Source organism: Blastochloris viridis, assembly GCF_001402875.1.
Taxonomy (GTDB): Bacteria; Pseudomonadota; Alphaproteobacteria; order Rhizobiales; family Xanthobacteraceae; genus Blastochloris; species Blastochloris viridis.
On sequence record NZ_CP012946.1, the window covers coordinates 515,846 to 538,846 of the forward strand.

A 23,001-nucleotide genomic window follows, 5' to 3' on the forward strand; every position below is an offset into this window, starting at 1 on the left:
TGATGAAGACGCTGGCCGATCAGATCGCGGAGATCGGCGCCGTCGAAATCTATGGGCGCGTCGCCACCGTGCGCGGCCTGCTGGTCGAAGTGGCCGGGCCGGTGAACGCGATGCCGATCGGCGCGCGCATCTCGGTGGAGACCGCGCCCGATCGCACCATTCCCTGCGAGGTGGTCGGCTTTGTCAGCGGCCGCGCGCTGCTGATGCCGTTCTCGGACCTTGAAGGCGTACGGCGCGGCTGTCGCGCCATCGTGTCGCCGACGGTGCCGACAGTGCGGCCGTCGGCGGGCTGGCTTGGCCGTGTCGTCAACGCCATGGGCGAGCCGGTCGACGGCAAGGGGCCGCTGCCGGCCGGCGCCGAGCCCTATCCGTTCCGCAATTCGCCGCCGTCCGCCCACGCCCGTCGCCGGGTCGGCGAGCCGCTCGACCTCGGCGTTCGCGCGCTGAACACGTTTCTGACCTGTTGCCGCGGCCAGCGCATGGGCATCTTCGCCGGCTCGGGCGTCGGCAAGTCGGTGCTGCTGTCGATGCTGGCGCGCAACACCGCCGCCGACGTATCGGTAATCGGGCTGGTCGGCGAGCGTGGCCGCGAGGTGAAGGAGTTCCTGGAGGACGACCTCGGCGAGGAGGGCATGAAGCGCGCGGTGGTGGTGGTCGCCACCTCCGACGAGCCGGCGCTGATGCGCCGGCAGGCCGCCTATTTGACGCTGGCGGTCGCGGAATATTTCCGCGACCAGGGCGCCGACGTGCTGTGCATGATGGATTCTGTCACCCGCTTCGCCATGGCGCAGCGCGAGATCGGGCTGTCGACCGGCGAGCCGCCCACCGCCAAGGGCTATACCCCGACCGTGTTCACCGAACTACCGCGGCTGCTGGAGCGCGCCGGCCCCGGCATCGACGAAGGCACCATCACCGGCATCTTCACCGTGCTGGTCGACGGCGACGATCACAACGAACCGGTGGCCGACGCGGTGCGCGGCATTCTCGACGGCCATATCGTGATGGAGCGCTCGATCGCCGAGCGCGGCCGCTATCCGGCGATCAACGTGCTGAAGTCGGTGTCGCGCACCATGCCGCGGTCGTGCGATCCGGCGTTCTGGCCGGTGGTGCAGCGCGCCAAGAAGGTGCTCGGCACCTTCTCCGACATGGAAGAACTGATTCGACTCGGCGCCTACCGGCCGGGCGCCAGCGCCGAGGTCGACGAGTCGATCCAGCTCAACCCGGCGCTGGAAGCCTTCCTGGCCCAGGCCAAGGAGGAGTCGACCTCGCTGGCGGAGGGCTATCGCCGGCTGGCGGACATCGTCTCGCCCGCCGGCGCCAAGGCCTCGCCCGCCGGCGCCAAGCCGAAAGGGTGAGGCCGGGCGGGAGTCCCGCGCTCGTTGGTCGAAAGCCCCTGTTCGAGCGATGAATTTCGCCGTGCGTCGGCCAGGTTGCGCGCGGCCGGTCGCTGCGGCGTGGCGGCGGGCGTGCCCCCGCAGGCCGGGTGGCGACGTTAAACTGTGTGCGGTTGATCCCGTCGTGATCCCGGACACAGCCGCGCTGAAACGCCTTGATCAGAAAGGGATTTCTCGGCGGCTGGACGGCGAAGCCCCGGTCTGATCGGGCGGATTTCGGATGAAGCGGCGAATAGTGCGGTGCGCGCGAATGTCCTGGTAACCAAAGTTCAACGCCTGGGCCATATCGTGCGCCCTATTCGGCTGAACCTGCCGTTGTCCCAAGTCCCAGGCGATCTGCCGTACACCAGTGTCGAGTCCATGAAGTCGCGTGAAACGCTCATCCGCTTGAAACGCTTCCAGGTCGACGAACGTCGCCGGCAGGTGGTTCAGATCGAGGCCATGATTGCGGATTTCGAACGGATGTCCGCCGAACTCGATCGCGAGATCCTGAGCGAGCAGGACCGCGCCGGCATCAACGATCCGGGCCATTTCGCCTACCCGACCTACGCCAGGGCGGCGATGACGCGGCGCGACAATCTGCGCCGCTCGGCCGACGAACTGCGCGGGCAGCTCGATGACGCCCGCGCCCAACTGGCCGAGGCGTTCGACGAGCTCAAGAAGGTCGAGATCCTCGAGGAGCGCGATCAGGAGCGCGAGCGCATGGTCGAAGCCGCCCGCGAGCAGAGCGAACTCGACCGCATCGGCGCGCAGCTCCGCCACGCCTGAGCGCTGGCGCCGCGCACCGCACGGCGATGCCGACCGCGGCCGGGCCTTGGGCTCGGCCGTTTCGTTGGTGAGTTCCGCAGGCCGGGACGTTGTGCCCGCGGAGCCGATCGGCGCGGCCGCCGCGGAGGAACCATGGCCACCGACGCCGAACGCATCATCGGTCTCTACCGCCGCCATGCCCGTGCCTGGGCGGACCGGCGTGCAGCTCGGGCAGGGCCGCTGATGGAGGCGGCGTGGCTGGAGCGGTTTTGCGCCCTGTTGCCGCCGGCCGCCGCGGTGCTCGACATCGGCTGCGGCTCGGGCGAGCCGATCGGGCGCGAGCTGGTCGAGCGCGGCTGCGCGCTGACCGGGATCGACTCGTCGCCGGAAATGATCGCGATGTGCGCGCAGCGCCAGCCGCGGCAGACCTGGCGGGTGGCGGACATGCGCACGCTGGCGCTCGGCCGCGCCTTCGCCGGCATCATCGCCTGGGACAGCATGTTCCACCTCAGCCATGACGACCAGCGCCGCATGTTCCCGATCTTCCGGAGGCACGCGGCGCCGCGCGCCGCGCTGATGTTCACCAGCGGCCCGGCGCACGGCGAGGCGACTGGCACGTTCGAGGGCGAGCCGCTGTACCACGCCAGCCTGGATGCCGCCGAGTATCGGGCGCTGCTGGCCGATCACGGCTTTGCCGTGGTGGCCCATGTCGCCGAGGACCCCGGCTGCGGCGGCCATACCGTGTGGCTGGCGCAGCGCCGCGACGGCGTCCTGGGCGACGCGGGAGCTGGCCAGCCTCACGCCGCGAGTTCGGGCGGAAGCTTGCCGCCGTTTGCGGCCAGCTTGGCCATGACTTGCTTGTGCAGCCAAACGTTCATCTTCCCGGAATCCCCACTGTCGCCGTCGTAATGCAGCTCTTTGGCCAGGTCCTTCCGGGCCGACTGGCTCGCATCCATATCCAGCAGCTTCATCAGATCGACAATCGACCGGCGCCAGTCGAGCTTTTCCGACGACTTCGACGCAAGGCCATCGAGGATGGCGGCAACGTCGACGGTTTTCGTGGCGGACGTCGGCGCTGGTGACGCGGTCGACGCCTCGGCGGGGGTGGTTCCGAAGATCTTTGACCGGATCGTCTCGAAAAGGTTCATCCCAGTTCCTCCTGTCGGGAAAACACGACAACCGTGGAGGAGGGAGGTTGGTTTCAAGCCAGCTTGGCTTTCCTGCACCCGCCGCCACAACGGGAGCCGCGTGGTAACGGCCGCGGTGATTATTTGGCGCGGCGTGGGCGCCCGGCCGCGGCGGCGAACCGCTCGGCCAAGGTGTTCGGCTGGGGGGGCGGCCAAGCCGCAGCTTGCTGCCATCGCGGCCGATCCGTCCGCGCGAAAAAAAGGCCCCTCGCGCAGGAGCGGAGGGGCCAGCTTAAGTGACGAGAGAGAGAGGTCGAAAAAGTCGAAGTAGCAGCTACTCAACGGTGGATTCGCCATCCTCCATGTGCTGAACGATCTCCTTCGCCGCCGGCCGGACGATTTCCGGCGCGCTGGCGGACAAGGTGATCGAGGTGCGCGGCGCGGTCGAACCCTGCTGATCGTGGCTGAGCACCGCGGTCAGGGTCACGATGATCGCCAGGGTCAGCGCGGCCACCACGCCGATGCGCAGATCGGTGTCCTTGGAGCTCGCAATCAGGTTCCCGTTCATCGTCCGCCTCGCCGTTTACGCGGTTGTCGCAGTCCGTGTTCGGCGATTGGTCGCGCCGTGCCACGGACAGGTTCAACGCTGGGGTCGGCCGAAGTTCCAAGCAGGTCGGGCCTGACTTGCTTGTGAAGCGTGACGCTCCTGCTGCTCCAGCCGATCATCTATGGTCACGCTAACGGTTCGGTTCGGAGAGCGCACTAGTTAACGAGGGTTATGGTTGCCCGATATTCATAGGTCGCCGAAGTATTGAATGTGTTTCGTTCAAGCAAATTTCAAATTCGGTAACTTATTTTGACCCTGCTACCTCCGGCGCGGCCGGCGCTAGGGGACAATACTGACCGGCAATCACCGGTGCGCGGGTCTGCCGCAGGGGCGGCAGCGGTCACGGCCGGCGCGGCGCCAGCTGGCTCGCCAGTTCTACCGCATTGCGCACGCCCATCTTTTCGAACACCCGCGCCCGGTGGACCTCGACCGTGCGCATCGACACGCCGAGCTCGTCGGCGATCTGCTTGTTGAGCCGGCCTTCGAGCAGAAGGTCGAGCACCTGCCGCTCGCGCGCGGTCAGCCGGTCGAGGCGGTGGTCGCGCTCCAGGCTCTGCTGCTCGGCGGCGCGCAGCACCGCCTGCTCGTCGAGCACGGCGATGACGATGTCGACCAGGTCGTTGTCGTTGAACGGCTTTTCGATGAAGTCGCGGGCGCCGCGCTTGAGCGCCGATACCGCCATTGGCACGTCGCCGTGCCCGGTGAGAAACACCACCGGCAGCCGGCTGCCCTGTTGCTTGAGGCGGTCGAACAGCTCGAGCCCGCCGATGCCCTCCATGCGGATGTCGGCGACGATGCAGCCGTCGAGGTCCGGCCGCCAAGTGTCCAGGAATGCCTCGCCCGAGGAGAAGCTGAGCGCCAGAAGTCCGCGCGAGCGGAACAGCCACACCAGCGAATCGCGGATTGCCGCGTCGTCGTCGACGACGAACACCCGCGCCCGCGCCGCCTCGCTCATTGCATCCCCCCGAGCGGCAGGACGAAGCGGAACACGGTGCCGCGCGGCTCGGCCGGCTCGAACCACAGCCGGCCGTGGTGGCGCTCGATGATGGTGCGGCAAATACAAAGGCCCATGCCCATGCCCTCCGGCTTGGTGGAGACGAACGGTGAGAACAGCGACTCGAGCACGTCGGCGGCGATGCCGGGGCCGCGGTCGGCGAGCGAGAACACCAGCTCCGCCGCCACCCGCTCGACCTTGATGACGAGCCGGCGGTCTTCGGCCGCGGTGCGCGCCATCGCCTCGCAGGCGTTGCGGGCGAGGTTGAGCAGCACCTGCTCCAGCAGCACGCGGTCGCCGGGAACGGCGTTGACGTCGCTGTTGTTGCGGATGACGACCTCGACGCCGTACTTGCGGGCCTCGGGCGCAATGAAGGCGGCGGCCTCCTCGATCAGCGCCACGATGTCGAGCGGGGCGATCTGGGGCTCGCTGCGGCGCACCACGTTGTAGATCGAATGGACGATCTGGCCGGCGCGCTGGGCCTGCTCGGCGATCTTCTCGATCGCCGGCGCGATATCCTCGCCGCTGCAGCCGGACCTAATCATGTTGAGCGAGCCGGTGGCGTAGCTCGCCACCGCCGACAGCGGCTGGTTCAGCTCGTGGGCGATTGAGGACGCCATCTCGCCCATCGACACCAGCCGCGCGGTGCGCGCCAACTGCTCGCTCTGCTGGCGCGACAGCTCCTCGGCGCGCTTGCGATCGGTGATGTCGACCACCGAGGCCATCCAGCCGGCGTGGCGGCCGTCGGCGTCGATCAGCGGCGCCTCGTAGATCAGGGCGTCGAACCACTCGCCGTTGCGGCGCTGGAAGGTGATCTCGAAGCCGTCGGGCGGGGCACGGCCGTCCAGCACCGCGCGGTAGACCGCCAGCGTCTCGTCGAGCAGCTCCGGCACCCAGTAGGGCATCGGCGGCGGCTGCCCGATCAGCTCGTCGGCGGCGAAGCCGACCATGCGGCAGAACGCCGGGTTCACGTAGATGATGCGGCCGGCGATGTCCTTGGCGCGCATGCCGACGGTGAGCGAGTCCTCCATCGCCTTGCGAAAGGCGTGCTGGGCGCGCACCTCGCTCTCCGCGGCGATGCGGCGCTGGATGTGGCGGTGCAGCGCAAGAAAGCTGGCCGCCACCACCAGCGCCAGCGCGGCGATGGTGGCGACCAGGCTGTTGCGAACCAGGTTGGTCTTGGCGGCGACGGTGGAGATCGAGATGAACAGGTCGCGCGCCGGCGGGTCGAGCGCGATGGTATGGCTGATGCTGCCGTCGGGGACGGCGACGCGCGAGCGCGCCGCCAACTCGCGGCCCGATACGTCCACCACCGTCACCCGGTAGCGCTCGACGATCCACCACGGGATATGCTCCGACAGCAGGGCGCTGAGCGAAACCGTCGCGACCAGCGCGCCGGCATAGGCCTCGCCGCGGTGGATCGGCGTCACCAGCGCAAAGCCGGCCTGACCGTTCGCCAGCACGAAGTCGGAGGAGGGCACCGCGCGGCCGCCGGCGCGGGCGAGTTCCAGCGCCACCGTCAGCGGCGGCGGCGGCGCGGTGCGCTCGGTCTGTGGCGGCACCGCCAGGGCGGGGCGGTCGTCGGCGTCGAGCCATTGCAGGCGGACGATCTCGGGACTGTTGGACACCAGGTGGCGCGCCCGCACCGCCACTTGGCTGGCGTCGGCGCTGCCGCGGCCGATGTCGAGGGCGAGACGGTCGATGAAGCCGAGGTCGGCGCCGAGCTCGAACCGTAGCGTCTGCTCGACCCACAGCGAATCCTTGATCAGCGCCTGCTGGCGCTCGAGCCGTTCGTCGCGGTCGGCGAGCCAGACCAGCGCGGCGAGGGCGAGGCTGATGGCCAGGATGCCGGCGGCGGTCAGCGCCGGCGTTGCCACCTTCAGGCCGCGCCGGCCCAGCAGCCGCCACCCAAGGCGGGCTGGACCGCGGCGCCAGCCGGCGGCGCCGGACCGGCGGCCGGTGTCGCCGGGCTCAGGTGTCAGGCCGCGCGGACCGGCGTCCATCCCGTCCTCCGGATCGCGGGGCCGATGTCAATTCGCCTTTTCGGTGATGCGTTTGCGTTTTGGAAGGGATTCGGAAATCCACAATGGCGAAGGTAACGCATTCTTGACTACCTCAGGCCAGGGATCGCGATCCATCCCGTAACGAGGAACGCCCATGAAGACTACCATGCTCGCCTTGGGAACGGCCGCAATCTTGGTGTTGTCGCCGTTGTCGGCTGGTGCCCAGCAGCCGATCGTCGTCAAGTTCAGCCACGTGGTGGCGCCGGATACGCCGAAGGGCAAGGGCGCCGAGCGTTTCCGCGAACTGGCGGAGAAGTATACCGGCGGCGCGGTCAAGGTCGAAGTCTACCCCAACTCCCAGCTCTACAAGGACAAAGAGGAACTGGAGGCGCTGCAGCTTGGCGCAGTGCAGATGCTGGCGCCCTCGCTGGCCAAGTTCGGCCCGCTCGGCGCGCGCGAGTTCGAGGTGTTCGACCTGCCTTATATCTTCCCGGACAAGGAAGCGCTGCGCAAGGTGACCACCGGCCCGATCGGCAAGGAGCTTCTGGCCAAGCTGGAGCCCAAGGGCATCGTCGGTCTGGCCTATTGGGACAACGGCTTCAAGGTGATGAGCGCCAACCGGCCGCTCCGGACCCCGGACGACTTCCTCGGCCTCAAGATGCGCATCCAGTCCTCCAAGGTGCTCGAGGCGGAGATGAAGGCGCTCGGCGCGGTGCCGCAGGTGATGGCGTTCTCCGAGGTCTATCAGGCGCTGCAGACCGGCGTGGTCGACGGCACCGAGAACCCGCCGTCCAACATGTATACCCAGAAGATGCACGAGGTGCAGAGCCACGCCACGGTCTCCAACCACGGCTATCTCGGCTATGCGGTGATCGCTAACAAGGCGTTCTGGGACGGCCTTGCCCCCGACGTCCGCACCCAGCTCGAGAAGGCGATGGCGGAAGCCACCGAATACGCCAACTCGATCGCCCAGCAGGAGAATGACGATTCGCTCGCGGCGATGAAGGCCTCCGGCAAGACCCAGTTCTTCGAGCTGTCGCCGGCCGAGCGCCAGACCTGGATCAAGGCGCTGCTGCCGGTGCACAAGGAGATGGCCAGCCGGATCGGCGCCGATCTGGTCGCCCGGACCCAGAAAGAAACCGGCCTGGTCGACTAAAGGCCGCATGCCAGACCGGCGCCGGTTCAAAGCCGGCGCCGGTTCCGCGTTCTGCGGCCGTTTCGCCGCGATTTTCCGAAGTGCCCGCCATCCGCCTGTGCGGACAGGCGTGACAGCCGCGGCCGTGCCATGTCCGGCCGCACCCGCCTTGAGAGGTCTCGATGTTGTTGAAGCTCCTCGATCGGCTGGAAGAGGTCCTGATCGCGGCGCTGATGGCCGCGGCTACCCTGATCATCTTCACCGCCGTCGCCCACCGCTACAGCCTGACCGGCGTCGCCGCCGTGTTCAATTATGGCCGCGCCCACGACATCGCCTGGCTGACCGATCTCGGGCGGGTCGGCTTTTTGTGGCTGCGCGGCCTCAACTTCACCTGGGCGCAGGAGCTGTGCATCTATCTGTTCGTATGGATGGCCAAGTTCGGTGCCGCCTACGGCGTGCGCACTGGCATCCATGTCGGCGTCGACGTGCTGGTCAACCGCTTGTCGTCCGGGCCGCGCCACAAGGTCATCACCTTCGCCCTGATGTGCGGGGCGCTGTTCACCGCCATCGTCGGCACGCTCGGCGCCAATTTCGTCTGGCACATCGCCCACACCGAACAGGTGTCGGCCGACCTCGAGGTGCCGATGTGGCTGGTCTATCTGTGCGTTCCGCTCGGCTCCTATTTGATGTGTTTCCGGTTTCTTCAGGTGACTTGGCGGTTTTGGCGCACCGGCGAGCTGCCGACCCATGACCCCGGCCATGTGGAGGGCATCGCCGAGCCGGCGCCCGACGCCACCGTTGCCGCCGTGACGAAGGGTTGAGGCCATGAGCGTCGCACTCATTTTCGGTCTGCTGTTCGCGCTGATGCTGACCGGCATGCCGATCTCGATTTCGCTCGGCCTCACCGTGCTCACGTTCCTGTTCACGATGACGCACGTGCCGATCGAGTCGGTGGCGCTGAAGCTGTTCACCGGTATCGAGAAGTTCGAGATCATGGCGATCCCGTTCTTCATCCTGGCCGGCGGCTTCCTCACCCATGGCGGTGTGGCGAAACGCATGATCGCCTTTGCCACCTCCATGGTCGGCCACTGGTATGGCGGCCTCGGTCTCGCCGGCGTGATGGCGTGCGCGCTGTTCGCCGCGGTATCCGGCTCATCGCCCGCCACCGTGGTGGCGATCGGCTCGATCCTGCTGCCGGCGATGGTGAAGCAGGGCTTCCCGCCGCGGTTCGGCGCCGGCGTCATCGCCACCTCCGGCGCGCTCGGCATCCTGATCCCGCCCTCGATCGTGATGGTGATGTACGCGGTTGCCACCGCCGGCATGTCGGTGACGGGTCCGACCGGCGAGCGCGTCACCTCCGCCTCGGTCGGCCAATTGTTCATGGCCGGCGTCATTCCCGGCCTAATGCTGGCCACCCTGCTCGGCCTCACCACCTTCTACCGCGCCTGGAAGTTCGACCTGCCGCGCATGCCGAAGGCGAGCTGGGCCGAGCGCTGGACGGCGTTCCGCGAGGCGATGTGGGGTCTTCTTCTCATCGTGGTGGTGATCGGCGGCATCTATTCCGGCGCCTTCACCCCCACCGAGGCTGCCGCGATGGCCGCGGTCTACGCCTTCATCGTCTCGGTGTTCATCTATCGCGACATGAAGCTGATCGAGGTGCCGAAGGTGCTGCTCGGCTCGGCCAACATGTCGGCGATGCTGCTCTACATCATCACCAACGCCGTGCTGTTCTCGTTCCTGATGACGCACGAGAACATCCCGCAGTCGATGGCCGCCTGGATCGTCGACACCGGGGTGGGCTGGATCGGCTTCCTTCTCTTCGTCAACATCTTGCTGCTGCTCGCCGGCAACGTGATGGAGCCGTCCTCGATCGTGCTGATCATGGCACCGATCCTGTTCCCGGTGGCGGTGAAGCTTGGCATCGATCCGATCCATTTCGGCATCCTGATCGTGGTCAACATGGAGGTCGGCATGTGCCATCCCCCGGTGGGGCTGAACCTCTATGTCGCCTCAGGCATCACCAAGCTCGGCATCACCGAACTCACCATCGCGGTGTGGCCGTGGCTGCTCACCATGCTGGGCTTCCTGATGCTGGTGACTTACGTGCCCGAAATCTCGCTGTGGCTGCCGCGGGCGATCGGGATGATGTGAGAAGACGCTGTCGCCCCGGGCGGCGCGAAGCGCAGACCCGGGGCCGTCAGCACAAGACCGTCAGCAGACGAATCGCGAACTCGCCGAACGATCCCGGGTCGCGCGTCTGACGCCGCTTGCCCGGGACGACGGGGCCGCCTGCACCCGCTTGCACTTCGCCGCGCCGCCGGCCAAAACTGGGCGATGGAGCTGTCGATTGCAGAACTCGTGCCGCGCTTTCCCGCGGTCCGCATCGCCGCGGTGGTGGCGGAGGATCTGACGATTCCCGCCGAGCGCCCGTTGGCGCTGGCGGCGCTGATCGCCGCGCGCGAGCACGACTGCCGGGCGCGCTGGGCCGGCGCCGAGCTCTCTGCCATTGCCGGCATCGCGGCGTGGCGCGCCGCCTACAAGGCGTTCGGCATCAAGTCGACCTCCTACCGCTCATCGGTCGAGCGGCTGGTGAAAAACGTATTGGCCGGGCGCTCGCTTCCCGCCATCAACGGCTTCGTCGACGCCTACAACGCGGTGTCGCTGGCCCATGTCATGCCGGCTGGCGCCGACGACCTCGCCCAGGTGGCCGGCGACGTCGCCTTCCGCTTCGCGCGCGAGGGCGACGATTTTCGCGACATGAGCGGGGAGGGCGAGCTCGGCGGCCCGCCCAAGCCGGGCGAGGTGGTGTTTGCCGACTCAACGAAAGTGCTTTGCCGGCGGTGGAATTGGCGGCAGGACGCCCGCTCGGTGATTTCGCCGGCAACGCGGCGGGCGCTGGTCACCGTCCAGTCCAACGGCTTCGGCGACGTCGAGGCCGCCGCTGCCGACCTTACCGATCTGCTCGCCCGCTTCTGCGGCGGGCGGCTGCGGGTTGTGGTCGCTGACGCCGCCCGGCCGGTGGTCGATCTCGGCTGACCGGCGCCCGCCCGCGGGTTGATGCGCCATCGCCGCTGCGGGCGGAGCGCCAAAGCGGGGAGAATTATTTTCCCCCTCGGCCGACAGCGCCGGAATGCCGCCCTCTTGGCTGCGGCAAAATGACAAACCCCATCGCCTTGCAATCAGGCTGCGAAATCGGCACGTTTTCAAGGCCGCTCGTTGAGCGATCGACGGTCGGCCGCGGGATTTGATGGAGCAGCTTGCGCCGCGACACCAATGCTAAAGCGCCACGAAGCGGTTCGTGGGCTCCTTCTTTTGCGAATTGGACTGTCCGCGATGCGTATGACCTTTAAAACTGCCTTGAACGTCTCCCAATCCGTTGATCCGTCGCGGCGGCGCCTGATGGCCGCCGGATCGTGTCGGCAAGCGTGCTGTTACAGCGTATGCGGCCAAGCCGCCGCGATGCGCCTGGCGTCCGCCTAGAGCCGAGCCCCGCCGGGCCCGGCCGGCCGAAGCCGCCGCCCCCCGACGCTTCCTCGATCACCCGACCGGATACGGCCGCTGCTTCAGCGGCAGGAGACACTCATGTCCAGCGACAGCCATCACGGCGATACCCACCACGCCTACGTCATCGAGATCGGCGACGACACCGTCGGCATCGTCGTGCGCGACGAGGACAACCATTTCCGCTTCTTCGCCTCCACCCACGCCTTCAACGCGCTCGAACAGCAGCGCTTCCGCTCCCCCCGCGCGGCGCAGCGCGCCGCCCGTAAGCTGATCGAGAGCCGCCGCGGCTTCAGCCGCGCCGCTTGACGCGCTTTCCCACGACACGCCACAGCGAGACCAATGATGACCGAGAGCACCCACCCCGAAACCCTGTCGCTGCACGCCGGCTGGCGCGCCGATCCCGCCACCGGCGCGGTGGCGGTGCCGATCTACCAAACGACCTCGTACCAATTCCGCGATACCGAGCACGCCGCCAATCTGTTCGCGCTGGCCGAGCTCGGCAACATCTACACCCGCATCAACAACCCCACCAACGACGTGCTGGAGAAGCGCGTCGCCGCGCTCGAAGGCGGCGTCGCCGCGCTGGCGGTGGCGTCGGGGCAGGCAGCCTCTGCGTTCGCGCTACAGAATCTGGCGAAGGCCGGCGATAACGTGGTGTCGTCGACTGATCTCTACGGCGGCACCTGGAACCTGTTCGCCAACACCCTGAAGGACCAGGGCATCGAGGTCCGCTTCGTCGATCCCTCCGACCCGGAGAACTTCCGCCGGGCCACCGACGCCCGCACCCGCGCCTACTACGCCGAGACGCTGCCCAATCCGAAGCTCGTGGTGTTTCCGATCGCCGAGGTCGCCGCGATCGGGCGCGAATACGGCATTCCCTTGATCGTCGACAACACCGCGGCGCCGATCCTGACCCGGCCGCTCGATCATGGCGCCGCGGTCGTGGTCTATTCGTCGACCAAGTATCTCGGCGGCCATGGCACCTCGATCGGCGGACTGATCGTCGACGGCGGCAATTTCGACTGGGCCAAGTTCCCCGGGCGCCAGCCGGCGCTCAACACGCCCGATCCCAGCTACCACGGTGCGGTGTGGACCGAGGCGGTGAAGCCGCTCGGCCCGATCGCCTACATCATCAAGGCGCGCGTCACGCTGCTGCGCGACCTTGGCGCCGCGCTGTCGCCGTTCAACGCCTTCCTCACCCTGCAGGGCATCGAGACCTTGGCGCTGCGCATCGAGCGGCATTCGCAGAACGCCACCCAGGTGGCCAACTGGCTGGCCAAGCGGCCGGAGGTGGTGCGGGTGATCCACCCCTCGCAGCAGAGCGGCGTCGAGCGCCAGCGCGCCGACAAATATCTCAAGGGCGGCTATGGCGGCCTGGTCGGCTTCGAACTCGCCGGCGGCCGCGACGCCGGGCGCCGCTTCATTGATGCGCTGCAGCTGTTCTACCACGTTGCCAATATCGGCGATGCCCGCAGCCTCGCCATCCACCCGGCGACGACCACCCACTCGCAGCTTTCGCCGGAAGACCAGCACGCCACCGGCGTGTCGGACGGCTATGTGCGCCTTTCGATCGGCATCGAGCACATCGACGACATCCTGGCCGATGTCGAACGCGGCCTCACCGCCGCCGGCACGGTTGCGAAGGCGGCCTGATCGACGCGCCCGGCCCAAACGATCGGCCCAACAGATCGGGCCAAACGGAAAGGCCGCGGACCTCCGCCCGCGGCCTTCTTCGTTCCTTCCGGATACGCTTCTGCCGGTTCGGCACGGCAGCAACGGCTGGCTCACTGCCCCGGCATCTGCCCCGGCGTCTTGTGGCAGATGACGCAGTTGACGCCGTCACGGATGCCGACCGGGTGCTTCTTGGTCGGATCGGGCGATTGGCCGGGCCGGATCGGCTGGTCGGTGACGCCCTTGTGGCAGGTCAGGCACGCCGCCGAGTCGGTCACCGCCGGGTGCGGCGTCTTGGGGGGGGCCTGGGTGGTCGCAGGCGTCGGCGCCGGCAGGGCGGTGGCGGCCTGCTGGGTCGGCGGTGTCGGCTGTGCCTGCGGCGGTTGAGCCGGGGTCGCGGCCGGGGCGGCGGCCGTCGGGATCGCCGCCACCTTCTTGGCGTCCGGCAGCTTGTGGGCGATGCCCTTGTGGCAGTCGATGCAGGTCGAGCCGGCCTTGAGCGCCGCCGGGTGCACCTCGCGCGCCACCGGGTTCTGGCGGGCACGATCCATTGCCTCGACGGTGTGGCAATGGCGGCACTCGGCCGAATCGTTGGTCTTCATCTCCGCCCACACCCGGGCGGCGAGCTCGGCGCGGTGCGCCTCGAACTTCTCGGGCGTGTCGATGGTGCCGAGCGCCCAATGATAGATCTCGTTGATCGAGCCGATCTTGTGCAGCATCTTGGCCGGCCAGGCCCGCGGCACGTGGCAGTCGGCGCAGGTCGCCCGCACCCCGAACGCATTGGCGTAGTGGACGGTGGTCTGGTACTCCGGCAGCACCGAGTGGCGCATCTCGTGGCAGGAGCTGCAGAACTCCAGCGTGTTGGTGGACTCCACCACCTTGTCGACGGTGAGCAGCGCCACGGCGCCGAGCGCGGCGCCGCCGGCCAGCCACCCAGCCGCGAATTTGAACCGCGGGTTGCGAATTGTCTTCAAAATGGCGTCCAACATCGGCCATCTCCGTTGTTCGTGGCAGAGGACGATCGCGGGGGAAGCGTACTGCCGGTTTCGAAATGGGCTGGAACGAGCGAATGCGAAATCCGTAAAGCCCCTGTCCGACGGCCGCGGGCGCGGCCGTGGCGGGCGGGCGAGGCCGCTCGACCCGCCACCAGGGCAATCGGGTGAAAAATCACGCTGCCAGGAGACTTGCGAGGAAGTCGTCGTCCCAGGCGGCGACTTTTCGCTTGAGGCGGAGAGAATCCTTGCCCGGGGCCTTGCGGATGAGATTGAGGGCCATGTGCTTGAGGGTGGTGAAATTGGCGGGGGCGTGATCGGTGCGGACGCGGCAGTCGTCATCGCGGAACACCATGTCCATGATCCAATGCAGGCTGTTCTCCACCGCCCAATGGCTGCGGATGACGGGTCCGAGCTGGTCGGCCGGGGACGCCAGCGAGGCGATGTAGAAGCGGGTCTCCTGCTCGCACTTGGCGCCGATCTCGCGCATGCTTTCGACCATGACGACACTGGTCAGGCCGGGCCAATCGTGACGGTCTCGGAGCCAAGCCACGTCGTGCATCACCGTGGTGGTGCGGGTCTCGATGCGGCCGTGATCGCCATCGACGCTGTGATGGCGGCTGATCGCTGTGTCCTTGAAACCATTGGCTTTCTGCTCGGCGGCGAACAGCTCGACGTCCTCTCGCAAGCTGCCCTGGTTGCCTTTCAGGGCCAGCACATAGTCGGCCTTCTGGGCGAGGATTTGCGCGGCGATGGCGCGCTGGCAGCCCATGGCGTCGATGGTGACGATGGCGCCCTCGATCGACAGCAGGGAGAGCAGTTGGGGGATGGCGACGATCTCGTTCGACTTGTCGGCCACCTTGACCTGGCCGAGCACCAGGCGCTGGCGCGCCGCGAAGGCGGACACCATGTGGACCGCCGCCTTGGCGTCCCTCTTAGCCGAGCGGCGCAGCGTCTTGCCGTCGATGGCGATCACGTCTGCGGGCGCCCCGGTCACCGCCGCCACCCAGGCGACGAAGCAACGCTGGAACTGCGCAGCATCGAGGGTGGCGAGGATGTCGCCGAGGTGGTCGTGCGAGGGGGTGCCATGGAGAAACGTGCGGAACCGGCGCAGCAGGTCGAGCTTCGTCTCGCCGAACCTTGCGATGTCGACGAAGGTCTCGGCGCCGGCCAGCACCGCCAGCAGGCACAGCAGCAGCACCTCCTCCAGCGAGTACATCACCTTGCCGCGCTGGCGCGGGTCGGGCATGTCCTTGAAATAGTCCAGGAAAACAAGAGCTTCCCCAAGCGCGGCAAAGTCCGGTTCCGCTGGCTCCATCGCCCATCCTCCGCATCCGAATCGGAGGAACCGACAGATTCAGCACTTCAGGCCTTTGTCACCCCTTTCTTCACCCGATCGCCCTGGACCCGCCACAGACATCCATTGCGGGATATGCCACGCCATTGTTACAGTATTGTCCAACTGAAGAAACAACGGCCGTCCGTCGAGCGCCGCAGCGGCGAACCGGACGCCGGAAAGGCATCGCATGTCGGAGGAAGTGGTCCCGGCGCAGCCTGCGTCTGCGGGGCGCCCTGGAGGGCGGGCGTCGTTCCGCCGACCCGGCGGCATTGCGCAGGTGCGCCCGACCTATGCCGCGCTCGATCTCGGCACCAACAACTGCCGATTGCTGATCGCGCGGCCGACCCACGACGGGTTCCGCGTGGTGGGGGCATTCTCGCGGATCGTGCGCCTGGGCGAGGGGCTGACCGCCAGCGGCCTGCTGAGCGAGGCGGCGATGAACCGGGCGATCGACGCCCTTGCGGTGTGCCGCGACCGCCTCAAGGCCTACAGCGTGCGCCGCATGCGCCTGATCGCCACCGAGGCCTGCCGGTCCGCCGGCAACGCGCCGGACTTCATCGACCGCGTCGCCGACCGCGCCGGCCTGTCGCTCGAAATCGTCAGCCGCGAGACCGAGGCCCGGCTCGCCGCCGGCGGTTGCACCACCCTGGTCGACACCGCCGCCGACGGCGCGCTGTTGTTCGACATCGGCGGCGGCTCCTCTGAGATCGTCTGGCTCGGCCCGCCGCGGCCGACCGACGCCGGGCCGCCGCGCGCCGACATCCGGGCGTGGGCGTCGCTGCCGGTCGGCGTGGTGACGCTGGCGGAGCGCCACGGCGGCCATCAGGTCGACCGTGCCGTGTTCGAGCGCATGGTGGCCGAGGTCACCGACCTGTTGGTGAGCTTCCCCGGCGCCGACGAGGTGCGGCGGACGCCGAGCCGCCACCTGCTCGGTACGTCCGGCACCGTCACCACCATCGCCGGGGTCCATCTTGGCCTGCCGCGCTATGATCGCCGCATGGTCGACGGCGTCTGGCTGGCCGAGCCGGACATCGCCCGCGTCACCCACTCGCTGCTCGACATGAGCTGGTCCGAGCGCGCCGCCAACGCCTGCATCGGCAACGACCGCGCCGATTTGGTGCTGGCCGGCTGCGCCATCCTGGAGGCGATCCGGCGGGCTTTTCCTTCCGAGCGGCTGCGGGTCGCCGACCGCGGCCTGCGCGAGGGCATCCTGGTCGAATTGATGCGCGCAGACGAGGTGTGGCGGCGGAGACGAACATGAATGACAAACGGACCGATGGCGAGCGTCCGCTCGCGGTGCGGCTGAAGACCGCCCGCGGCCGCACCACGTCCTCGCAGCAATGGCTGAAGCGCCAGCTCAACGATCCCTACGTCGCGCGGGCGCGCGCCGCCGGCTATCGTTCGCGCGCGGCGTTCAAGCTGGTCGAGATCGACGACAAGTACCATGTGCTCAAGCGCGGCCAGCGCGTGGTCGACCTTGGCGCTGCGCCCGGCGGCTGGAGCCAGATCGCGGCGCAGCGGGTCGGCGTCGCGGCCGGGCAGGGCCGGGTGGTGGCGATCGACCTGCTCGACATGGCGCCGGTTGCCGGCGTCGAGTTCGAGCAAATGGATTTTCTCGACCCCACCGCGCCCGACCGCCTCAAGGAAACGCTCGGCGGCTCGGCCGATATCGTGCTGTCCGACATGGCGGCCAACGCCATCGGTCACAAGAAGACCGACCACCTGCGCATCGTTGCCTTGGTCGAGCTTGCCGCCACCTTCGCTCGCGAGGTGCTGGCGCCGGACGGCGCCTTCCTCGCCAAGGTGCTGCAGGGCGGCACCGAGGCCGGGCTGCTCGCCGACCTGAAGCGCGATTTCACCAAGGTGGTGCACGTCAAGCCGCCGGCCAGCCGCGCCGATTCCGCCGAGCTCTACGTGCTCGCCACCGGCTTTCGCGGCACGGCGTGAGCGATCGTGCCGCGGGCCGAACGAAGCCGGCGCAACGTTCGCGGTGGCGGGCGCCGCGGTTGCGACTGGCCCGCAAACCGGCCCGCAACCTGGCTCGCGAATGCGAGTGAATGGCGATAAGTCGTTGATGGGGCTGCGAAGGTCGCATATGGCGCGAGCGCAATCGCCGTTGACAATTTGCGGCGGCAAAAATGTAATCGCGCTCGCAACGGATTATGCGTCAGCGACGACCGCCGGTATTTCCCCCACGCCGGTGTAGGCGATCGAACGGGTCGACGTCACAACCTGACTGATTGGGCCGGCGGCAGTCGCCGCGGCAACGGCGACGTGCGCCCGCGCTCCAGCGCCCGATGGCCGTCACCAACACCGCCGAGGTCGCTCGACCCCGGCGCCGCCTGCGCTCGCCGGACGAGTGCAGGGTTGCCGAAACGCGCCGGCGGGCCGGCGACATGAAGCCGGGGAGGGTGCCGCGTGGCCGGGCCGGTCTGCAACGAAATCGCAACACCGCGGCGCCTCGGTCGCGATCGCCGCCGCGTTGCATCCGGAACGGAATTTGCACGGAGGATCGCCGCGGTGGCCGTGACGGCGCCGATTGGCCGACACCCCGGCATTTCCGAGGCCGGACACCGGACATTTCGAACAAAGAGGTCGTTCGTTACCCGCCAAAGTCATTCGCCGCGCCGTGTCCGTTTGTCGTGGTTCGCACACGGCGCCTCGTCGTTTCCGCTCCCCCCGCTGCGGTTAGCTCGTCGACCGGACGGATGATGCGCGTCGCGATGACGCCCGCATCACCCGCCGCTTGACGACGACATCGGACCGACCCGCAGGCCGGCCCGACCCGGGACTTCGAATCTTGCCGGTGCGCACCGGCCGTGGAGACATGCCATGTTGTTGACGGAACAGGACAAACAAAAGGCGCTGATTTCCCAGCTGGCCGAGCGGCACGCCCGCAAGCGATCGGCGCTCATCCCCATCCTGCAGACCGTCCAGCGCGATTACGGCGAGGTGTCGCAGTTCGCCATGCAGCACATCGCCGACGTGCTCGGCCTGCACGCCGCCGACGTCTATTCGGTCGCCACCTTCTACCAGTTCATCAACACCGCGCCGAAGGGCAAGTTCATCATCCGGCTCAGCCGCGACATGTCGTCGATGATGAAGGGCGCCAAGACGGTGGCGCGCCAGCTCGAAAACGACCTCGGCATCAAATTCGGCCAGACCACGCCGGACGGCATGTTCACGCTGGAATGGACCAGCTGCATCGGCATGAACTACCAGGCGCCGGCGATGCTGATCAACAACGAGGTGTTCTCCAACCTCACGCCGCAGCGCGCCCACCTCATCATCGAGGATTGTCTGCAGGGCTTCCGCGCCCACCGCCCGACCCTCGGCAAGATCGGCGAGACCTATTCGTCTGCCTTGACCTATTCGAGCCACGAGGCCGACGCCGGCCTGCGCAATGCCTTGGCGATGAGCCCGGCGGAGGTGGCGGGCGAGGTGGGTGCCGCCGGCATCCGCGGCCGCGGCGGCGCCGGTTTTCCGACTGGCACCAAATGGAAGCTGGCGGCGGAGGCCAAGGGCGAGTTCAAATACATCGTCTGCAACGCCGACGAGGGCGAGCCCGGCACCTTCAAGGACCGCATCATCCTGTCGCGCTACGCCGACCTGGTGTTCGAGGGCATGACGATCGCCGCCTACGCCGTCGGCGCGCGCGAAGGGCTGATCTATCTGCGGGCTGAATACACCTTCCTTCGCCCGCAGCTGGAGGCGGCGCTGGAGGCGCGGCGCCAGAACGGGCTGCTCGGCAACGCCATCCTCGGCAGGGAAGGCTTCGATTTCGACATCCGCCTGCACATGGGCGCCGGCGCCTATGTCTGCGGCGAGGAGACCGCGCTGATCGAATCGCTGGAGGGCCGCCGCGGCCACCCGCGCAACCGCCCGCCCTACCCGATCGACGTCGGCCTCAACGGCATGCCGACCGTGGTCAACAACGTCGAGACGCTGGCGTCGGTGTCCTGCATCCTCGGCCGGGGCGCTGCGTGGTTCTCCTCGATCGGCACCGAGCGCTCCAAGGGCTTCAAGCTGTTCAGCGTGTCGGGCGACTGCACGCGCCCCGGCGTCTACGAATTTCCGTGGGGCATCACGGTCGAGCAACTTCTGGAGACGGTCGGCGGCGGCAATGCCAAGGCGGTGCAGGTCGGCGGCTATTCCGGCCAGTTGATCCCGGCCTCGCAGTTCGACCGCCGCCTCGCCTATGAGGATCTCGGCATCGGCGGCTCGGTGATCGTCTACGGCCAGGACCGCGACATGCTCGACGTCGCCGAGAACTATTTCGAGTTTTTCGTCGACGAATCCTGCGGCCAGTGCACGCCATGCCGCGATGGCAACGTCAAGCTGCTCGAAGGCATCCGCGCGCTGCGCCAGGGCAAGTGCACCAGCCGCTATCTCAACGAACTGATCAGCCTGTGCGAGACCATCCAGGTCGCCTCCAAATGCGGCCTCGGCCAGCTTAGCCCCAACATTCTGATCGCCATCAACAGGCACTTCCGGGACGAGATTTTGGCGCGTCCCGTGGTTGGCCAGCACTGACGCCGGAGGATCACGTCCATGGACATCGCAACCACCAGCGCCGCGCCGGCCGCCAGCTCCGCGTCCGCCCCGCACAGCCATTCCCACAGCCATCCCGCGGTCGATCCCAACGCCGCGCCGGTGACCGCCACCATCGACGGCGTCGAGGTCACGGTGCCGACCGGCACCACCATCCTCGCCGCCGCCGAGAAGGCCGGCGTCCGCATCCCGACGCTGTGCCACCATGCCGACCTGTCGCCGGCCGGGGTGTGCCGGGTGTGCGTGGTCGAGGTCGAGGGCTCGCGGGCGCTGCAGGCCTCGTGCGCCTATCCCATCACCCACCCGATCAAGGTCAACACCACCACCAAAGCGGTGCGCAAGGCTCGCCGCCACATCATCGATCTGATGCTCGCCAACCACCATGGCGACTGCTTCACCTGCAAGCGCAACAACAATTGCGAGCTGCAGTCGCTGGCCCAGGAATACGGCGTCGACAGCTTCCGGTTCGGCCGCACCACCCAGCCGAAATACGAGATCGACCGCTCCAGCGGCACCATCGTGCGCGACATGAACAAGTGCGTGCTGTGCCGGCGCTGCGTGCGCACCTGCAGCGAGCTGCAGGAGGTCGGCTGCCTCACCATCGACGGCCGCGGCACGCAGTCGAAGATCTCGACCTTCGCCGACAAGGCGCTGGCATCGGTGATCTGCATCAGCTGCGGCCAGTGCATCAACCGCTGCCCGACCGGCGCCTTGAGCGAGGCGGACCAGACCGACGAAGTGTGGACACTGCTCGACGATCCCACCAAGCACGTGGTGATCCAGACCGCGCCGGCGCCGCGCGCCGCCATCGGCGAGTGCTTCGGGCTCGAGCCCGGCACGCCGGTGACGTTCGAGATGAACTCGGCGCTGCGCCGCATCGGCTTCGACGGTGTGTTCGACACCAACTTCTCGGCCGACCTCACCATCATCGAGGAGGGCACCGAGCTGATCCTGCGCCTCTACAAGGCGCTGGTGAAGAAGGACCCCTCGGTCATGCTGCCGATGTTCACCAGCTGCTCGCCGGGCTGGGTGAAATATATCGAGCACTTCAATCCTGACATGCTGGCGCACCTGTCGACGGCAAAAAGCCCGCAGCAGATGTTCGGCGCCCTGATCAAGACCTACTACGCTCAGAAGAAAGGCATCGATCCCAAGGACCTGGTGGTGGTGTCGCTGATGCCGTGCACCGCCAAGAAGTTCGAGGCCAACCGGCCGGAGATGGTGTCGAGCGGCTACAGGGACGTCGACTATGCCCTCACCACCCGCGAGCTCGCCAAGATGGTGAAGGAGGCCGGCATCGACCTGCCCAAGCTGCCGAAGTCGGAGTTCGACCCGCCGTTCGGCAGCGCCACCGGCTCGGGCGTGATCTTCGGCGCCACCGGCGGGGTGATGGAGGCGGCGATCCGCACCGTGATCGAGCTGGTCACCGGCAAGACCGTCGAGAACTTCTACGATCATGCCGACATCGTGCCGCTGCGTGGCTTCGAGGGCGCACGCATGGCCGAACTCACCATCGGCGAGGTCGGCGCGGTGCCGGACATCCTCAAGCACCTGGTGCCGGACTGGAACTGGCTGAAGGGCGCGACGCTCAAGGTCGGCGTCGCCCACGGCACCGCCAACGCCCGCGAGGTGCTGGAGGACATCAAGGCCGGCGGCCCGTTCAGCCAGTGCCACTTCATCGAGTTCATGGCCTGCCCGGGCGGATGCCTGGGCGGCGGCGGTCAGCCGATCCCGACCAATGCCGAGGTCCGGGCGGCGCGCGCCAGGGCGATCTACCAGGAAGACAGCGACGCACCAGTGCGCAAGTCGCACGAGAACGCCGCCGTGCTGCAGCTCTACAGCGACTTCCTGCTCGGCGGGCCGGGCGGGCACGAGGCGCACCAGCTACTGCACACCCACTACACCCCGCGCGGCAAGTTCATCGCGTGAGGGCCGCCGGATGAAATGGGCGGACCTCCGGCCCTTGGGCCGGAGGTTTTGCTTTTCCGCGGCTGGTGGCGCGGTGCGCAGGTGGAGTAGGCTCCGCCGGCTTAACCGGAGGCGCTGATGATCTCGCGGCGAAACCTGCTGGCCGGGGCGCTGCTCGCGGCGCCGGCCGGCGCGGCCGACGATTGGGCTGCCGCCACCGAACGCGCGCTGGCCGACCTCGAGCGGCGCTTTGGCGGCCGGCTCGGCGTCGCCATCCTCGACACCGGCAGCGCCCGGCGGGCGAGCCATCGCGGCAGCGAGCGGTTCGCGCTGTGCAGCACCTTCAAGGTGCTGGCGGCGGCGGTGGTGCTGGCGCGGGTCGAGCGCGGCGACGACAGCCTCGACCGCCGCATCCTCTATCGCCGCGACGATCTGGTGCCCTATTCGCCGGTCACCGAACGCCGCCTTGCCGACGGCATGACGCTCGGCGAGCTGTGCGAGGCGACGATGACGCTGAGCGATAATACCGCCGCCAATCTGCTGCTCGACAGCTTCGGTGGGCCGGCGGCGGTGACGGCGATGCTGCGCGGGCTCGGCGATGGCGCGACACGGCTCGACCGTCGCGAGCCGGCGCTCAACGACGTGCCGCCGGGCGAGGAGCGCGATACCACCACGCCGCAGGCGATGGGCGATACCCTGCTGCGGCTGGTGGTCGGCAATGCGCTGGCGCCGGCGTCGCGGCACCGATTGATTGAGTGGCTGGTCAATTGCAAGACCGGCGATCAGCGCTTGCGCGCCGGGGTGCCGGCGGCGTGGCGGGTCGGCGACAAGACCGGCTCGGGGCCGCGCGGCGAGGCCAACGACGTTGCGGTGATGTGGCCGCCGGGGCGGGCGCCGATGGTGGTGACGGCGTATTACGTCAACCCCGCCGGTAGCGCTGATGCGCGCAACGCGGTGCTGGCGGAGGTCGGCCGCTTGGTGGCGGCGGCGTGATTTCATCGGCCCCAGACGCGGCGCCGTTGGCATGAG

The 23,001-nt window shown here is 68.1% G+C and carries 20 protein-coding genes; 14 read left to right on the top strand and 6 right to left on the bottom strand.

The annotated features are described in order from the left end of the window. Positions 1 to 2 precede the first annotated feature (2 nt). The 3 genes from fliI to BVIR_RS02365 all read left to right on the top strand — a co-directional run bounded on the left by fliI (position 3) and on the right by BVIR_RS02365 (position 3,050). Positions 3 to 1,355 carry a flagellar protein export ATPase FliI gene (fliI, locus tag BVIR_RS02355; RefSeq protein ID WP_055038617.1) on the top strand — a complete coding sequence of 451 codons (1,353 nt, stop codon included), beginning with the start codon at positions 3 to 5 and terminating at the stop codon, positions 1,353 to 1,355. Between the two features lie 399 nt (positions 1,356 to 1,754). After that, positions 1,755 to 2,162 carry a flagellar export protein FliJ gene (fliJ, locus tag BVIR_RS02360; protein WP_055036268.1) on the top strand — a complete coding sequence of 136 codons (408 nt, stop codon included), beginning with the start codon at positions 1,755 to 1,757 and terminating at the stop codon, positions 2,160 to 2,162. A 132-nt stretch (positions 2,163 to 2,294) separates the two neighbouring features. Then, positions 2,295 to 3,050, top strand: coding sequence for a class I SAM-dependent methyltransferase (locus tag BVIR_RS02365; protein ID WP_082416577.1), 756 nt, complete (start codon positions 2,295 to 2,297; stop codon positions 3,048 to 3,050). On the opposite strand, the gene BVIR_RS16225 is transcribed toward BVIR_RS02365, so the two are convergent. From BVIR_RS16225 to BVIR_RS02380, 4 genes are all read right to left on the bottom strand, one after another. Continuing rightward, positions 2,939 to 3,289 carry a DUF3597 domain-containing protein gene (locus BVIR_RS16225; protein ID WP_060832937.1) on the bottom strand — a complete coding sequence of 117 codons (351 nt, stop codon included), beginning with the start codon at positions 3,287 to 3,289 and terminating at the stop codon, positions 2,939 to 2,941. The two genes, BVIR_RS02365 and BVIR_RS16225, sit on opposite strands and share 112 nt — an antisense overlap. 313 nt (positions 3,290 to 3,602) lie before the next feature. Further along, the gene (locus tag BVIR_RS02370; RefSeq protein ID WP_055036269.1) at positions 3,603 to 3,836 is read right to left on the bottom strand and encodes a hypothetical protein; all 234 of its coding nucleotides are present in this window, start codon (positions 3,834 to 3,836) and stop codon (positions 3,603 to 3,605) included. 379 nt (positions 3,837 to 4,215) lie between these two features. Next, entirely contained in the window at positions 4,216 to 4,830 is a 615-nt protein-coding gene (locus BVIR_RS02375; RefSeq protein ID WP_055036270.1) for a response regulator transcription factor, read from the bottom strand. Continuing rightward, the gene (locus BVIR_RS02380) at positions 4,827 to 6,872 is read right to left on the bottom strand and encodes a sensor histidine kinase (RefSeq protein WP_055036271.1); all 2,046 of its coding nucleotides are present in this window, start codon (positions 6,870 to 6,872) and stop codon (positions 4,827 to 4,829) included. Before BVIR_RS02380 ends, BVIR_RS02375 begins: the two co-directional genes overlap by 4 nt. 154 nt (positions 6,873 to 7,026) lie before the next feature. Between BVIR_RS02380 and BVIR_RS02385 the strand changes: the two genes are divergently transcribed. The 6 genes from BVIR_RS02385 (at position 7,027) to BVIR_RS02410 (ending at position 13,164) form a co-directional block, all read left to right on the top strand. Further along, positions 7,027 to 8,028 carry a TRAP transporter substrate-binding protein gene (locus BVIR_RS02385; RefSeq protein WP_055036272.1) on the top strand — a complete coding sequence of 334 codons (1,002 nt, stop codon included), beginning with the start codon at positions 7,027 to 7,029 and terminating at the stop codon, positions 8,026 to 8,028. Between the two features lie 161 nt (positions 8,029 to 8,189). Then, complete coding sequence (locus tag BVIR_RS02390; RefSeq protein ID WP_055036273.1) at positions 8,190 to 8,828, top strand: TRAP transporter small permease; 639 nt, start codon at positions 8,190 to 8,192, stop codon at positions 8,826 to 8,828. Positions 8,829 to 8,832: 4 nt separating this feature from the next. Beyond that, positions 8,833 to 10,158, top strand: coding sequence for a TRAP transporter large permease (locus BVIR_RS02395; RefSeq protein WP_055036274.1), 1,326 nt, complete (start codon positions 8,833 to 8,835; stop codon positions 10,156 to 10,158). Between the two features lie 183 nt (positions 10,159 to 10,341). After that, a complete protein-coding gene (locus tag BVIR_RS02400; protein WP_055036275.1) occupies positions 10,342 to 11,043 on the top strand; it encodes a B3/B4 domain-containing protein in 702 nt (233 codons plus the stop codon). Positions 11,044 to 11,589: 546 nt separating this feature from the next. Next, positions 11,590 to 11,817 carry a hypothetical protein gene (locus BVIR_RS02405; protein ID WP_055036276.1) on the top strand — a complete coding sequence of 76 codons (228 nt, stop codon included), beginning with the start codon at positions 11,590 to 11,592 and terminating at the stop codon, positions 11,815 to 11,817. A gap of 36 nt (positions 11,818 to 11,853) precedes the next feature. Then, positions 11,854 to 13,164, top strand: coding sequence for an O-acetylhomoserine aminocarboxypropyltransferase/cysteine synthase family protein (locus BVIR_RS02410; RefSeq protein ID WP_055038618.1), 1,311 nt, complete (start codon positions 11,854 to 11,856; stop codon positions 13,162 to 13,164). A gap of 131 nt (positions 13,165 to 13,295) precedes the next feature. Here the strand turns inward: BVIR_RS02410 and BVIR_RS02415 are convergent, their stop codons facing one another. Continuing rightward, positions 13,296 to 14,171, bottom strand: coding sequence for a NapC/NirT family cytochrome c (locus BVIR_RS02415; protein WP_055036277.1), 876 nt, complete (start codon positions 14,169 to 14,171; stop codon positions 13,296 to 13,298). Positions 14,172 to 14,349: 178 nt separating this feature from the next. After that, positions 14,350 to 15,492, bottom strand: coding sequence for an ISAs1 family transposase (locus BVIR_RS02420; RefSeq protein ID WP_082416579.1), 1,143 nt, complete (start codon positions 15,490 to 15,492; stop codon positions 14,350 to 14,352). A 298-nt stretch (positions 15,493 to 15,790) separates the two neighbouring features. Between BVIR_RS02420 and BVIR_RS02425 the strand changes: the two genes are divergently transcribed. From BVIR_RS02425 to bla, 5 genes are all read left to right on the top strand, one after another. Further along, positions 15,791 to 16,774: a Ppx/GppA phosphatase family protein gene (locus BVIR_RS02425; protein WP_335338138.1), complete on the top strand. Its 984-nt coding sequence runs from the start codon at positions 15,791 to 15,793 to the stop codon at positions 16,772 to 16,774. Continuing rightward, on the top strand, positions 16,771 to 17,460 hold the full coding sequence (locus BVIR_RS02430; RefSeq protein WP_055036279.1) for an RlmE family RNA methyltransferase: 690 nt from the start codon (positions 16,771 to 16,773) through the stop codon (positions 17,458 to 17,460). Before BVIR_RS02425 ends, BVIR_RS02430 begins: the two co-directional genes overlap by 4 nt. An 885-nt stretch (positions 17,461 to 18,345) precedes the next feature. Beyond that, positions 18,346 to 20,046, top strand: a complete 1,701-nt coding sequence (locus tag BVIR_RS02435) for an NAD(P)H-dependent oxidoreductase subunit E (RefSeq protein WP_055036280.1) — start codon at positions 18,346 to 18,348, stop codon at positions 20,044 to 20,046. Between the two features lie 18 nt (positions 20,047 to 20,064). Then, on the top strand, positions 20,065 to 21,993 hold the full coding sequence (locus BVIR_RS02440; protein WP_082416581.1) for an NADH-dependent [FeFe] hydrogenase, group A6: 1,929 nt from the start codon (positions 20,065 to 20,067) through the stop codon (positions 21,991 to 21,993). Positions 21,994 to 22,110: 117 nt separating this feature from the next. Continuing rightward, a complete protein-coding gene (gene bla, locus BVIR_RS02445) occupies positions 22,111 to 22,965 on the top strand; it encodes a class A beta-lactamase (protein WP_055036281.1) in 855 nt (284 codons plus the stop codon). Positions 22,966 to 23,001 lie beyond the last annotated feature (36 nt).

Bases quoted from the DNA above. Each gene is read 5' to 3' on its own strand.
- fliI (WP_055038617.1), top strand. From the start codon at position 3: ATGAAGACGCTGGCCGATCAGATCGCGGAGATCGGCGCCGTCGAAATC.
- fliJ (WP_055036268.1), top strand. From the start codon at position 1,755: ATGAAGTCGCGTGAAACGCTCATCCGCTTGAAACGCTTCCAGGTCGAC.
- BVIR_RS02365 (WP_082416577.1), top strand. From the start codon at position 2,295: ATGGCCACCGACGCCGAACGCATCATCGGTCTCTACCGCCGCCATGCC.
- BVIR_RS16225 (WP_060832937.1), bottom strand. From the start codon at position 3,289: ATGAACCTTTTCGAGACGATCCGGTCAAAGATCTTCGGAACCACCCCC.
- BVIR_RS02370 (WP_055036269.1), bottom strand. From the start codon at position 3,836: ATGAACGGGAACCTGATTGCGAGCTCCAAGGACACCGATCTGCGCATC.
- BVIR_RS02375 (WP_055036270.1), bottom strand. From the start codon at position 4,830: ATGAGCGAGGCGGCGCGGGCGCGGGTGTTCGTCGTCGACGACGACGCG.
- BVIR_RS02380 (WP_055036271.1), bottom strand. From the start codon at position 6,872: ATGGACGCCGGTCCGCGCGGCCTGACACCTGAGCCCGGCGACACCGGC.
- BVIR_RS02385 (WP_055036272.1), top strand. From the start codon at position 7,027: ATGAAGACTACCATGCTCGCCTTGGGAACGGCCGCAATCTTGGTGTTG.
- BVIR_RS02390 (WP_055036273.1), top strand. From the start codon at position 8,190: ATGTTGTTGAAGCTCCTCGATCGGCTGGAAGAGGTCCTGATCGCGGCG.
- BVIR_RS02395 (WP_055036274.1), top strand. From the start codon at position 8,833: ATGAGCGTCGCACTCATTTTCGGTCTGCTGTTCGCGCTGATGCTGACC.
- BVIR_RS02400 (WP_055036275.1), top strand. From the start codon at position 10,342: ATGGAGCTGTCGATTGCAGAACTCGTGCCGCGCTTTCCCGCGGTCCGC.
- BVIR_RS02405 (WP_055036276.1), top strand. From the start codon at position 11,590: ATGTCCAGCGACAGCCATCACGGCGATACCCACCACGCCTACGTCATC.
- BVIR_RS02410 (WP_055038618.1), top strand. From the start codon at position 11,854: ATGACCGAGAGCACCCACCCCGAAACCCTGTCGCTGCACGCCGGCTGG.
- BVIR_RS02415 (WP_055036277.1), bottom strand. From the start codon at position 14,171: ATGTTGGACGCCATTTTGAAGACAATTCGCAACCCGCGGTTCAAATTC.
- BVIR_RS02420 (WP_082416579.1), bottom strand. From the start codon at position 15,492: ATGGAGCCAGCGGAACCGGACTTTGCCGCGCTTGGGGAAGCTCTTGTT.
- BVIR_RS02430 (WP_055036279.1), top strand. From the start codon at position 16,771: ATGAATGACAAACGGACCGATGGCGAGCGTCCGCTCGCGGTGCGGCTG.
- BVIR_RS02435 (WP_055036280.1), top strand. From the start codon at position 18,346: ATGTTGTTGACGGAACAGGACAAACAAAAGGCGCTGATTTCCCAGCTG.
- BVIR_RS02440 (WP_082416581.1), top strand. From the start codon at position 20,065: ATGGACATCGCAACCACCAGCGCCGCGCCGGCCGCCAGCTCCGCGTCC.
- bla (WP_055036281.1), top strand. From the start codon at position 22,111: ATGATCTCGCGGCGAAACCTGCTGGCCGGGGCGCTGCTCGCGGCGCCG.